This is a genomic window from uncultured Kriegella sp., assembly GCF_963975415.1.
In the GTDB taxonomy this organism is placed as follows: Bacteria; Bacteroidota; Bacteroidia; order Flavobacteriales; family Flavobacteriaceae; genus Kriegella.
Genome location: NZ_CAXBGN010000005.1, coordinates 49521 through 61968, shown reverse-complemented (window position 1 = coordinate 61968; position 12448 = coordinate 49521). Strand labels below are relative to the sequence as shown.

Sequence of the window (12448 nt, the reverse complement as noted above, 5' to 3'; positions counted from 1 at the left end):
AGTCAGAATCATTTGGAGCAATAGCGCAATTGTCTGGCGGTCATTACTTACAGGCATGAGTTAATTCTATGACGGTCTACTCTTTTAAAACACCAGCTGAATCTAAAAGAGCAACGTTGGCATTTATGATAGAAATAAAAACACCTCTTAAGGGGCCTGCCAAATATTATTTTCACCATTGATATCGGCCATTAATTGAGACGGGTCGATTACAACGGCCTTGATATTGCCTTTTGGTTTATCGATTGTTAGGCTATAGGTCGGAAAGGCCCAAGGCCAATCATCAAGTATGGTTCTTTTCAAACTCGGATACGGGTTTTCCTTTTCTCCACGCATCATTCGTAGTGGGGCATAAAGTGTTTCTTGGCTGCCATCTGTGTAAACTACCAAAATATCGATGGGCATGGGCATTGGCCCAATACGTTGCAATATTACTTCTGTTTTGTTTCCATTAGCCGTTACCTCTTTGATGCCGTAATCGATGGTATTCGTAGTTTGGGTCCAATCGGTGAGGTACCAATCAAGTTCCATACCTGAAATTTTTTCTGCCGTTCGCTTAATATCATTGGGCACGGGGTGTTTAAATTTGAAATCTTCATAATATTTATGAATGGTTTCCATCAATTTATCCTGGCCGATTATATAACCCAGCTGCGCTAGGAAAACCGACCCTTTACTGTAGGCCGCTTGTCCATAGGCAAAATTTAGATCATACCGATCGGCATGTGTAGTTTGTGGTTGTTCTTTGTTAGAAGTCGCTAAATTATAATATCCCCGATAAGAGTTTTCAAAAGGATTATCCTTATTCTCATTCATGATTTCATTCATGCAGAGCGACGACATAAAAGTCGTAAAGCCTTCGTCCATCCATTCATGTTTCGATTCATTGGTGGCCAATATATGCTGAAACCATGAATGTGCCAATTCATGCGCTGTGACTCCTACCAAACTTCCAAATTTTCTTTCCCCTGTAATTAAGGTGCTCATAGCATATTCCATACCACCATCACCTCCTTGAATAACGGAGTATTGTTTATAGGGGTATAAGCCAATATTTTTACTGAAAAACTGCATCATTTCGGCAGTTTTTGGCTGCAATTTTTTCCAGTTTTCGATTATCTCAGGATTATTCTTGTACAGAAAATGCAGTGTTGGACCATTTTCGACTTGCAGTGTGTCATGCAGGTAATCGGGATCTGCGGCCCACATAAAATCATGTACCATTGGCGCTTTAAAATGCCAGGTCAAGGTTTTTCCTTTTTGTTTTTTAACCTTGGTGCCAGGAGTCTCGTAACCGTGACCTATTTGTTGCGCGTTTTGAAGATAGCCACTACCACCTACGATATAATTCTTGTCTAGGGTCAATTTAACATCAAAATCACCCCAAACCCCGTGAAATTCGCGGCCAATATATGGGTCAGCATGCCACCCTTCAAAATCATATTCTGCCAATTTCGGATACCATTGACTCATGGATAGGGCTACGCCTTCAGTGCTATTTCGACCAGCACGACGAATTTGTAAAGGAACTTGACCCTCAAATTGCATGTCTAGGGTTGTTTTTCCCCCAGGAGGAATAGGGTTGACTAAATCTACGACTAAAACAGTTTCCTCTTCTGAAAATGTAATGGTTTGCCCATCTTGTTTTAAAGAAGTGGCATGTAGGTAACCTATCTGATCTTCATTCAATGTGGCAATACGACTCTTTTGGTTTGCCGTTGTCATTCTGCTGTCGGGATCCGAAATGTTCTGAAGACGAACATCCATTTCGCTTCCAGGCTGAAAAGCGTTAAAAAAGAGGTGGTAATAAATTCTGTTGAGCGTATCTGGAGAATTATTAGTGTATACCAGTTTTTGGATGCCCGTGTATTGAAATGATTTCACATCCATATTTACTTCCATGCTATAATCAACATGTTGCTGCCAATAGCACTCAGAAGTTTGTGCGCTCAGATGAGATATTGAGCTAAACAAAATAAGTAACCCCCCAAAAAGCATTACATTTTTATACTGCATGGTATTTATATTTTTATTTTCCCTTTTGAAACTCCATCTGCCATAATAAGTGCATTATAGGCATTGACAATCTTACCTGAGGTCGACACCTTGTTCAAGGTGGCCGTAATTGCGGCATCACCTGCTAAAACAACCTTTGTCATAGGCGCAAGTCCAGATTCCATTATAATATGTTTAACTTCTGAGGCCGTGAGTTTTGGGTATTGCGAACGAAGTAGTGCTGCAACGCCGGCTACGGCAGGAGCGGCCATAGAGGTACCCCCCTGATACTCATATTCATTGTTGGGCATGGTGGAATAAATGTTATCTCCAGGAGCAAAAACATCAACATTCACTTTTCCGTAATTTGAGAAAGTTGCAACCATCTCTGAACCATATTTACTACTAAGGGCACCTACGGTAATAACATTATCTGCGATTTCGGGTCCGTTGTTTACTTGGTCGTTCGGAAAATTGGGATTGTTGACATCGTCCAAATCAGCTCCTTCGTTTCCTGCAGCATGAACAAAGAGCACGTCATTTTCTGCTGCATATTTTAAAGCATCATAAACCCATTCTGCATTGGGAGAAAAAGATTTCCCAAAACTCGCATTTATAATCTTGGCGCCATTATCGACGGCATAGCGAATGCCCAAGGCAATATCTTTATCATATTCGTCCCCGTTAGGTACGGCCCGAATGCTCATAATCGCTACGTTGTTCGCTACTCCGTTCACACCTTTGCCGTTGTTTCGTTCAGCTGCAATAATGCCGGCAACGTGGGTGCCATGACTTTCATCTTCCACAAGATTCTGCGGGTTTCCGTTTCCATAACCCAAATCATTTATGTCATAAGGATTATCACCAACAACTTCACGGCCGTCAAAGTCTTTATTATAGTTATAGTTTAATTGTTCTGTGAAATGTTTAACACCGGCATTCAAATCTTTATAGACATCGGCAATGCTATCTGCAAAAGTGAACATTTGACTAATTATTCCTACATGCTGTTGCATAGCCTGATTTTCGGGCTTGATAGCTGCAACCTCTTTTTTGGTATATGTATCTTTACCTAACTTTTCTTTGATGGCCTCATCGGCCGTTTTAACAGCTTGTAAGATTTGTTCATATTGCTGTTTGTTTTGAATAGCTTTTTGGTAGTTTTCCTCCAATTGTTTCTTGGCTTTAGATTGAAGTGCGGCATCACCAATGTTCAAGCGGACTATTCTAGCATATTCCAACTGTTCATTGTATGATTCGCCCAAAAAATTATAACCATGAATGTCATCGATATACCCATTGCCATCGTCGTCTATGCCATTGGACGGTTTTTCCCCTTTATTGGTCCACAATATGCCATCAAGATCTTCATGTTTAAGGTCCATACCCGAATCGAGTACGGCGACTATTACTTTTTGACCTTTTTTGTTTCCTATGATATCGGCATAAGCTTTGTCAACACTCATTCCGGGAATGGTATCTGCGACAAGGTCCAAATGGCCCCAATTTTTTTTCTCGCTGTCGCTAAGCTCAGCTAATTTTAATGGTGTTGTATCAATATTTTCAATAGGGGTGGAAACCAAAGAAGTGGTTCCACAACTCATTACTAATAGCGATGCGGAGAAACCAATGAATAATTTCGAAAAATTAAATGTCATGTTATATATTTATTAGGTTAGTGTGTTCTGTAATAAAAAGTCCTGAATTCAGAGAGGGAAACATTTCAAAACAACTCTCATTCGCCATAGTTACAAGACTACTTTGGCCATTTTCGCCCGCAAAGTTAATATTTGAAGGCTCTTTTCTTGCCAATTGTTTCGCTTTAATAGTTTTTACGCTGTTTGAAACGGGAATGGCCGCACTATTATCATAATCGGCATGGCACAAATGATAAAGGCCGTTTTGCCATGTGGCCTTATGTGAATTTCCTTTGGGAAGTTCAGTAAAAACAACAACTTCTATTTTTTCGTATACGATTTTTACCATTTTTTCCTTCTTTAAATTGATCCTATGCCAATTGCTTATCTCATCGACAGGCATTACCGCAAAGTCTTTGGCCCAGGAAAATTCCGTAGTTAAGTTGGTATTCTCGAGTTGTTGTGCTTCCAGGCATGAGCTCAAAGCCGGAAACCAAATACCAATTAGTATATTAAAAATGGATTTATTGAAAAAGGTCATCGAAATTATGTAATTCATTAAGCCGTACTCCTTTTTCTGTTGATTGTAGGGTACAGATTTCATTGTGGGCATCATGTTCGAAAAACAAATAATAATCTTGAGCGATTGCTTTGTTCAAAAAAGTTTCTTTCTCGCCCAGGGTCAATAAGGGTCGTGTATCATATCCGATAACATATGGCAGCGGAATATGACCGACCGTTGGAATTAAGTCTGCCATAAAAACTACAGTTTTGTCTTGATAACGAATGTGCGGCAACATTTGTTTTTCCGTATGCCCATCTACAAAAAGAATACCAAAACCCAGTTCTGAGGTTTCCAAAAAAGAAGCATCCCCTTTTTTTATAAACTTTAATTGTCCGCTCTCTTGCATGGGAAAAAGGTTTTCCTTCAAAAAGGAGGCTTTCTCGCGAGCATTTGGTTTTGTAGCCCATTCCCAATGCCTTTCATTGGTCCAGAATACGGCATTTTTAAACGCAGGTTCATATCCCGTTCTATTATTGTTCCACTGTATACACCCGCCACAATGATCAAAATGCAAGTGTGTCAAAAAAACATCTGTAATATCATCCCTACGAAAGCCCAGTTTCTGTAATGAATCGTCTATTGAATAGCCGCCCCAGCGGTAGTAATAGCCGAAGAACTTGTCAGATTGTTTGTTGCCCATACCCGTGTCGATAAGAATCAATCTGTCACCATCTTCGATTAAGAGGCTTCGAGCGGCAATATCGATTAGGTTGTTGCCGTCTGCAGGATTGGTTTTATTCCATATCGTTTTAGGCACCACGCCGAACATAGCACCACCATCCAACTTAAAATTTCCAGTCTCAATGGGATATAGTTTCATTTAGGAAAAATAAAAGCCTGCAAATTATGAAAAGGAAAAGGGTTGCCCGAATAACTAAGAAATTTTTAACACACCATGAAAATGAAAGGCATTAAATTTCTAAGGTTTTTATTCTATAAATTACGGCATCAAGAGAAACCGTTGTTGACCACTATAAGTTATAACCCTTATCTCTTGTCAAGAACATTTACCTTCAGGAAGGAGAGGGTGAAGATGCATATCCAAACACGATGGGTTTAAAAGGCTTGACCTTGGTATGTATTAAAAATGGTCGTTGGTTCAAGGTACTACAATAAATAAGTACCGAAATCTATAGTTTATTATGACAGGGTTATAAATAAAAATGTTATTTTTCGTGTGTAGTATTTACCTTGCATACCTAAACCGTAACAAATGATAGAGCTTGCCGGAATCATTATTTTAGGAATCATTGCTCAGTGGGTGGCCTGGCGTTTAAAACTGCCAGCTATTTTGCCGCTGATTCTGATTGGTTTGTTGGTCGGACCGATTGCAACCATCTTTACTGAAGATGGCAATAAGCTAATAGAACCCATATGGAATGGGGAAAATGGACTTTTTCCAGGAGATGGACTTTATTATTTCGTTTCGTTGGCCATTAGTATTATACTTTTTGAGGGGGGATTGACGTTAAAACGTTCGGAAATACGTAATGTAGGACCCGTTATCACAAAACTAATAACCTTAGGAAGCTTAGTTACTTTTTTTGCAGCCGGTATTGCCGCTCATTATATTTTTGATCTGAGCTGGCAGATTTCGTTTTTGTTTTCTGCCTTGATAATCGTTACTGGACCAACAGTGATTACCCCGATATTAAGAAACATTCCTTTAAAAAAGGATATTTCCGCGGTTTTGAAATGGGAAGGTATTCTCATTGACCCGATTGGGGCATTGGCGGCGGTCTTGGTGTTCGAATTTATAAGCGTGGGCGAAGGTCAGGCTTATACCCTGACCGCGCTTATTGAATTCGGTAAAATTTTGTTGTTCGGTTTTACTTTCGGCTTCACTTTTGCGCATGCCCTGGCCTTTGCCATCAAAAAAGACTTTGTGCCTCATTACCTTCTTAACGTTGTTTCCCTGTCGGTGGTATTATTGGTTTTTGTAATGTCAGATGTGTTTGCACATGAATCAGGATTGTTGGCGGTTGTGGTTATGGGGATGGTCATGGGAAATACAGACCTTCCCAATATAAAAGAATTGCTCTATTTTAAGGAATCACTGAGCGTTTTGTTGATTTCCATACTTTTTATTCTGTTAGCCGCCAATATTAATTTGGCCGATTTAGAATTAATATACAATTGGAAAACAGTTCTGTTATTTGCTATAATTGTTTTCTTAATTCGGCCTTTAGGAGTTTTTCTCAGCGCTTCGGGTTCCAATTTGAAGTTAAATGAAAAGCTTTTTATTGGTTGGGTAGGGCCCAGAGGTATTGTTGCTGCCGGTATTGCATCGCTTTTTGGATCAAAACTTTTACAAAAGGGGGAACCTGGGGCAGAATATATAACCCCACTCGTATTTATGATTGTTTTAGGTACTGTTTTGCTAAATGCAACTACGGCTAGGTTCTTTGCCAAGATTATTGGGGTATTCTTAAGAAAATCAGAGGGTATTTTGATTATCGGAGCCTCCAAAGTGTCACGTTTAATAGGAGATTATCTCAAAAAAAATGACCGACATGTGGTGTTGATAGATAATAACCAGACCAATATAAACAAGGCTAAAAAACTGGGACTCGAAGCATTTGTTGCCAACATCTATTCAGATACACTTACAGATAATATCGAACTAAACGATGTCGGCTACCTTATGGCCCTAACAGGAAACTCTGATATTAATAAATATGCAATTGATAAGTTCAGGAAACAATTTGGGGAGTTTGGTTCATTTCGATTGGTTGACGCAGATGAGATGAACGACCCCGAGAACACTCCAAAGGAAGGGCTTTTCTCCCATACAGATGATTTTATTAAAATTATGGAGGCCGTACGTAAGTTTCCGACCATACACGAAATCGAAATAAAGAGCCAAGAACATTATGAGGGTCTTGTTGAGATTTCGAAAGGTGAAAAGTATATTGTCCCTATATTTTTAAAAACTCCTAAGAACGATTTAAAGATTATTTCGTCTTTCAGTACGGAGTTTGATGACATTAAAGAAGGATACCGACTGGTTTATATGGGGAAAATGTTCGATGTTGATGAAACCAATACCGACGATAAAGATGATGATGAAAAGGATAAGGCCTAATTTTTTATTGTCTAATTAATAGCACCCAAGGGTTTTTATCAGGAGCTTCAAAAGCTTCTTTTGTTGTAATTCCACTTATCTCGGTTTTGCCAGTCTTAGGGTTTTTCCAACTATAATTTAGATTTTGTGGAAGATTCTTAATGGTTATAACCCCACCATTTTGTAAATATGACAGATAAAGCTCGCCCTCTTTGGCCAGCAAGGGCAGACCATCTGCAAGATCCCAGCGTTTTTCAATATCGGCCATATCGGTTTCCCTCAAAATCTTTCCTATCAGACCTACATATTTAGCCCCTTCTAACTTTAAGGCGCTTTTCCAAGATAAGGGTTGATCTGCCCAGGCACCCCAACCTTCTTCATTGGCCGAAACCTTCCATTGCCATAAAGCAGCAGCACCATAGACCACACCCATAGTACCGCCATGCATCAATTGCATCCAAGCGTCTTCTCCTTGCCACCAACCAAGACCATTTTTTCCAGCGTTCATGCCTTCATAGGTTGATTCACCATTCGCAACCGCTTTTGTCGGGAGGTTATCGTACATACGTGCTACTTTGTGGTATTGGTGATCGCCACTATGACCTGTCTGCGCCCATTGAAAATCTAGCCATTGCTCTTTTTGATGAGTTTTATTATAGTGCATACAATGTTTGGAGGGGTCATTTTTCGCCCATTCGGCAACGAAATCATCACAGGGGTTATAATGTAAACCCGTAGGTTGTTGATAACAATCCCAATTCTCTAGCATGGCGCCACTTTCCCTTACACCGGGGTCATTGGCGTCATGATCGGCCGCAATAAGCCAAAAAGCAGGACTACTGCCATACCGTGCCAGTAGATATTTGGTATAGCGTACATATTCGTGTGGTGCTATTTTTGAACCTAAAACTTGTAACCCTTTCCAGCCAAAACCGTGAAAAACAGGCTGATATACAGGAACGATTTCATGGTTTAGTAAAATGACCACCAGTTCATCTAAATGGTTAAAGTATTCGAGGTCTATTTCATTAATATGTCCGTTAGAGAGGTCTTTAAAGGCGCGTTTAAAACCTTGTTCAACATTTCTCACATTAGGCCCCTCTGCATTGACATCAGGTTGTAGGGTCATTATAAGGGCAGTATTGAAGCCTTTTACTTGGCGGTCTTTGGCATAAGCTTCAACTTGATCTAAAGTTGCCCGAAATGGCATGGCCCATGGCGTATCACCCACCATAAAAAACGATTTCCCCGATTGGTGTACCACGCCCCTATGTGCGGCCGACATTTTCAATAGACCATTCTTTATAAGCCGATTTTTGCCTGCATAAGGTATGGAATAGAGGCCACCTTTCTTTCCGTTCAATCCAGTGTCCTCACGATTTGAAGAAAAGGTTTTCCATGTCCAAGATACGTTTATGTCTGGGGGGGAGAACCGTATTTTCCAATCATTTCCCCCGTTCCAAAATGCCGGTCTTTTTAATGAGTCACCACTTGAATTGGTATATATTGCCCATACGTCAACGTCTGTATAGGGGTTTTTGTACTTTTCGGCGGCAGTTAAGGTAATCTCATGGGTGGTCCATTGTGCAACTTTTTCGATTTCCTTTTGGGAAAAAAGGATAGTCGGTAGTATTAAAAGAATTACTAACCCTTTTTTAGCGCTTATTTTCATCAAATCTATTCTACTTGTGTTATTGCTAACTTCACTTCTTTTAATAAGTCTTCGACTTTTTTAAAAGGGTCGCCTTCACCGAGGGTTTCTAGGGGAAGATACCCACGGTAACCTGCTTTTTTTATGATTGTAAACAGTTTTTTGAAGTCTGTATGTTTTTCTTGTCCATTGATCCATACATTCTCTTTGATCTGCCAAGTAACAGCATGGTGAATATTTTTGGCCACCTCTTCATAAGGGTCTTTTTGTCGATAACTTCCAATATCAAGGTTAAGTCCTAACCATTCTGAATTGACCTTTTCGAACAGTAGATTTACGTCTTCAGCAGTTTTTAAAAAGCCATTGTGGTTTTGCAAAGCGATGATAACCCCATGTTGTTTTCCATAATTACAGCACTCAAGAATGTCTGTGGCCATCCATTCGAACACTTGGTCTCTTGAGTAGCCAATGTGATTATGTTCTCCAGCAAAAATACGAAGATGAGGGCTTCCCATTTTTGCCGAAACTTCTATCCATTTCTTGACAAGTTCAATATCGGCCTTTCGTTTATTGGCATCTGGATCGGCAAAGTTATTTCGTACCCCTGTTCCGCTGATATCAAGACCCAAAATAAAGGCCTTTCGCTTAAAACTATGTATAAATTCGTCGGAAGGCACAGCAGGATAGCCTGGAAAGTAGTAACCGGTGGGATCTATGGCATCAAAGTTATGTTTTGCGCAGAAATCTAACATGTCGAATAAATCGACTTTTTTTTCTCTTAAAAATGCATTAAAGGAATAAAGGTTTAGGCTTAATTTAAATTTATGAGAGTGTGCATTAGAAAGTCTTACCCATTTTGAAAAAGCAATGGAATCGGTAAAGGTGGCAATAGCTGGGACGGTCAACAATACTTTTACGAAATTTCTCCGAGAGGGCATAGGTGGTAATCAAGGTTCGGTGAGATTTATTAAAGGTACTAAAAAAAACAGGATGTTTTTAATTGGGTATTTGTTGAATATTGATGTAAACATCAAACGATATTCACTTATCTATAAGAAACCGAAACCGCCTCTTCTTTTTCATTGATGTCAAAAAGTGCATCAATACAGGGCACAACGAGAGATCAGGTGAACCCTTTGTGCCCATTAAAGAAAAGCCAATTTGAAAAAACCTTTTTTTAAAACAGAAAAGGCAAGGGGAGGCTTTAGCCCGAAAAAGCTTGTGTTTTTTGTATGGTCACTAAAATATCTTCTTGGTGAATATTATAATCTTCGCCAGCGACCAGTTCGTAAAAGTGTACGGAAGATTCCCGTTTAATTTTATCTTCTAACAATGAAGTATCGATAGCGCCACTTTCTTGTCTCCATATAAAGATGGAGTTCTGTTCTACTTGAAGAATTTCGTGTTTAGCAGTAAACTGTGCAATATATGTTGTCATCTTTTTAAGACTTAGCAATGGTATTGGATATAACTATTGCGTTGCAACGAATATTGTATCTGTTGATAAGTTTTGTAAGAAAATACTCATAAGTATATTTTGTGAATTTGCTATACTCGAGTATTCGTTTCAGGTTATCATCAGTCGTTTAACTTGAGTACCGCCATAAATGCTTGCTGTGGAATTTCAACATTCCCCACTTGCCGCATTCTCTTTTTACCTTTTTTCTGTTTCTCCAGTAATTTTCGCTTACGTGAAATATCACCTCCGTAACACTTAGCGGTTACATCTTTACGAAGTGCCTTTATGGTTTCTCGAGAAATGATTTTGGCTCCGATTGCTGCTTGAATAGGAATATCGAATTGCTGTCTGGGAATAAGTTCCCTTAGTTTCTCGCACATTTTTTTGCCTATGTTTTGTGCATTATCGGCATGTATCAATGCAGATAGCGCATCAACAGGTTGGGCATTTAACAGAATATCGACACGAACCAATTTCGAAACCCGCATTCCAATCGGGGCATAATCAAAAGAAGCATAGCCCTTTGACACCGTTTTCAATCGGTCATAGAAATCAAATACAATTTCTGCCAAAGGCATATCAAAATTAAGTTCGACCCTTTCGGTCGTCAAATAAGTTTGATTGGTAATCTGTCCTCTTTTTTCGATACACAGCGACATTACGTTACCGACGAAATCAGATTTTGTAATGATGGTCGCTTTTATGTAGGGTTCTTCAACACGGTCGACTGTAGAGGGATCTGGAAGGTCGGAAGGGTTGTTTACAATTAACGGGATTTCCGGATTTTTCCGTGTAAAAGCGTGATAGCTAACATTGGGAACCGTCGTAATTACCGTCATGTCGAACTCACGCTCTAGCCTTTCTTGAATAATTTCCATATGAAGCATTCCCAAAAATCCGCAACGGAAACCGAAACCTAGGGCCGCACTACTTTCAGGAGCAAAGACCAATGAGGCGTCGTTCAATTGTAATTTTTCCATGGAAGAACGTAGCTCTTCGAAATCTTCGGTATCAACAGGGTAAATTCCTGCAAAAACCATGGGCTTTACATCTTCAAAACCAGCAATGGCATTTTTTGTAGGGCTGGCGGCATCGGTAATCGTGTCACCTACCTTTACTTCCCGCGCATCCTTTATCCCGGTTATCAGATATCCAACATCACCTGATTTAATCGATTTTTGAGGATGCTGAGTTAATTTTAAGGTGCCTACTTCGTCGGCAAAATAACTTTTACCTGTGGCCACAAATTTTATTTTTTGTCCCTTTTTTATCTCTCCGTTTATAACCCTAAAATAGGTCTCTACTCCACGGAAAGGATTGTAAACCGAATCGAACACCAAGGCTTGTAAAGACTCGTCGAGGTTCCCGGTGGGTGCCGGTATGCGTTCAATAATGGCTGTTAAAATTTCGTGAATGCCTATTCCTGTTTTGGCACTTGCCGGAATCACCTCTTCGGGTTTACAGCCCAAAAGGTCAACAATGTCGTCGGTAACCTCTTCAGGGTTTGCACTGGGTAGGTCGACCTTGTTTAGCACTGGAATAATTTCAAGATCGTTTTCTAAAGCCAAGTAAAGATTGCTAATAGTCTGTGCTTGTATGCTTTGAGCGGCATCGACGACCAGTAGTGCTCCCTCACATGCGGCTATGGAGCGTGAAACTTCATAAGAAAAATCAACGTGTCCGGGAGTGTCGATTAAATTTAAAATATAATCAGTGCCCTCATGGGTATAATCCATCTGAATGGCATGACTCTTAATGGTAATACCGCGCTCCCGCTCCAAATCCATACTGTCAAGCAGCTGTTCTTTCTTCTCTCGCTCAGTTACAGACCCGGTAAAATCCAATAGCCGATCAGCCAAAGTACTCTTACCATGGTCGATATGCGCAATGATGCAAAAATTTCGAATGTGCTTCACAAAAGGGTTTTTTAGCGTTTATAGCAACTGCAAATATAAGGCAAAATAAACAGTCGCTAACTTTGATCCATTAATTATATAACAAGAGCTGCTAACCTCGGTTTTTTCTGGGTACTACATGTTAATTATAAGGTATTTCCGACAAAAAATGTTAGATTTGA

The 12448-nt window shown here is 39.8% G+C and carries 9 protein-coding genes; 1 reads left to right on the top strand and 8 read right to left on the bottom strand.

What is annotated here, in order from left to right; all coding sequences use genetic code 11:
- Positions 1 to 147 precede the first annotated feature (147 nt).
- Genes AACZ88_RS12625 through AACZ88_RS12610 form a run of 4 tightly spaced genes read right to left on the bottom strand, consistent with a single transcriptional unit; the run spans position 148 to position 5017 of the window.
- The gene (locus tag AACZ88_RS12625) at positions 148 to 2016 is read right to left on the bottom strand and encodes a M1 family metallopeptidase (protein ID WP_339710775.1); all 1869 of its coding nucleotides are present in this window, start codon (positions 2014 to 2016) and stop codon (positions 148 to 150) included.
- 5 nt (positions 2017 to 2021) lie between these two features.
- A complete protein-coding gene (locus AACZ88_RS12620) occupies positions 2022 to 3653 on the bottom strand; it encodes a S8 family peptidase (protein WP_339710772.1) in 1632 nt (543 codons plus the stop codon).
- Position 3654: 1 nt separating this feature from the next.
- The gene (locus AACZ88_RS12615) at positions 3655 to 4191 is read right to left on the bottom strand and encodes a hypothetical protein (RefSeq protein ID WP_339710769.1); all 537 of its coding nucleotides are present in this window, start codon (positions 4189 to 4191) and stop codon (positions 3655 to 3657) included.
- Positions 4157 to 5017: an MBL fold metallo-hydrolase gene (locus AACZ88_RS12610; protein WP_339710766.1), complete on the bottom strand. Its 861-nt coding sequence runs from the start codon at positions 5015 to 5017 to the stop codon at positions 4157 to 4159. The genes AACZ88_RS12615 and AACZ88_RS12610 overlap by 35 nt, the downstream gene beginning before the upstream one ends.
- A 393-nt stretch (positions 5018 to 5410) precedes the next feature.
- Here AACZ88_RS12610 and AACZ88_RS12605 point away from each other — a divergent pair, with 393 nt between their 5' ends.
- On the top strand, positions 5411 to 7282 hold the full coding sequence (locus AACZ88_RS12605) for a sodium:proton antiporter (protein ID WP_339710763.1): 1872 nt from the start codon (positions 5411 to 5413) through the stop codon (positions 7280 to 7282).
- Between the two features lie 4 nt (positions 7283 to 7286).
- Here AACZ88_RS12605 and AACZ88_RS12600 read toward each other — a convergent pair whose 3' ends face one another.
- The 4 genes from AACZ88_RS12600 to lepA form a co-directional block, all read right to left on the bottom strand.
- Positions 7287 to 8933 carry a DUF5060 domain-containing protein gene (locus AACZ88_RS12600; RefSeq protein WP_339710760.1) on the bottom strand — a complete coding sequence of 549 codons (1647 nt, stop codon included), beginning with the start codon at positions 8931 to 8933 and terminating at the stop codon, positions 7287 to 7289.
- 5 nt (positions 8934 to 8938) lie between these two features.
- The gene (locus AACZ88_RS12595) at positions 8939 to 9850 is read right to left on the bottom strand and encodes a sugar phosphate isomerase/epimerase family protein (RefSeq protein WP_339710757.1); all 912 of its coding nucleotides are present in this window, start codon (positions 9848 to 9850) and stop codon (positions 8939 to 8941) included.
- A gap of 266 nt (positions 9851 to 10116) precedes the next feature.
- Complete coding sequence (locus tag AACZ88_RS12590) at positions 10117 to 10350, bottom strand: GTP-binding protein LepA (protein ID WP_339710755.1); 234 nt, start codon at positions 10348 to 10350, stop codon at positions 10117 to 10119.
- 140 nt (positions 10351 to 10490) lie between these two features.
- The gene (lepA, locus tag AACZ88_RS12585; RefSeq protein ID WP_339710752.1) at positions 10491 to 12287 is read right to left on the bottom strand and encodes a translation elongation factor 4; all 1797 of its coding nucleotides are present in this window, start codon (positions 12285 to 12287) and stop codon (positions 10491 to 10493) included.
- Positions 12288 to 12448: the final 161 nt, after the last annotated feature.

Coding starts and splice junctions, on each gene's coding strand:
- AACZ88_RS12615 (WP_339710769.1), bottom strand. CDS start 4,191: ATGAATTACATAATTTCGATGACCTTTTTCAATAAATCCATTTTTAAT.
- AACZ88_RS12595 (WP_339710757.1), bottom strand. CDS start 9,850: ATGCCCTCTCGGAGAAATTTCGTAAAAGTATTGTTGACCGTCCCAGCT.
- AACZ88_RS12605 (WP_339710763.1), top strand. CDS start 5,411: ATGATAGAGCTTGCCGGAATCATTATTTTAGGAATCATTGCTCAGTGG.
- AACZ88_RS12620 (WP_339710772.1), bottom strand. CDS start 3,653: ATGACATTTAATTTTTCGAAATTATTCATTGGTTTCTCCGCATCGCTA.
- AACZ88_RS12590 (WP_339710755.1), bottom strand. CDS start 10,350: ATGACAACATATATTGCACAGTTTACTGCTAAACACGAAATTCTTCAA.
- AACZ88_RS12600 (WP_339710760.1), bottom strand. CDS start 8,933: ATGAAAATAAGCGCTAAAAAAGGGTTAGTAATTCTTTTAATACTACCG.
- AACZ88_RS12610 (WP_339710766.1), bottom strand. CDS start 5,017: ATGAAACTATATCCCATTGAGACTGGAAATTTTAAGTTGGATGGTGGT.
- AACZ88_RS12625 (WP_339710775.1), bottom strand. CDS start 2,016: ATGCAGTATAAAAATGTAATGCTTTTTGGGGGGTTACTTATTTTGTTT.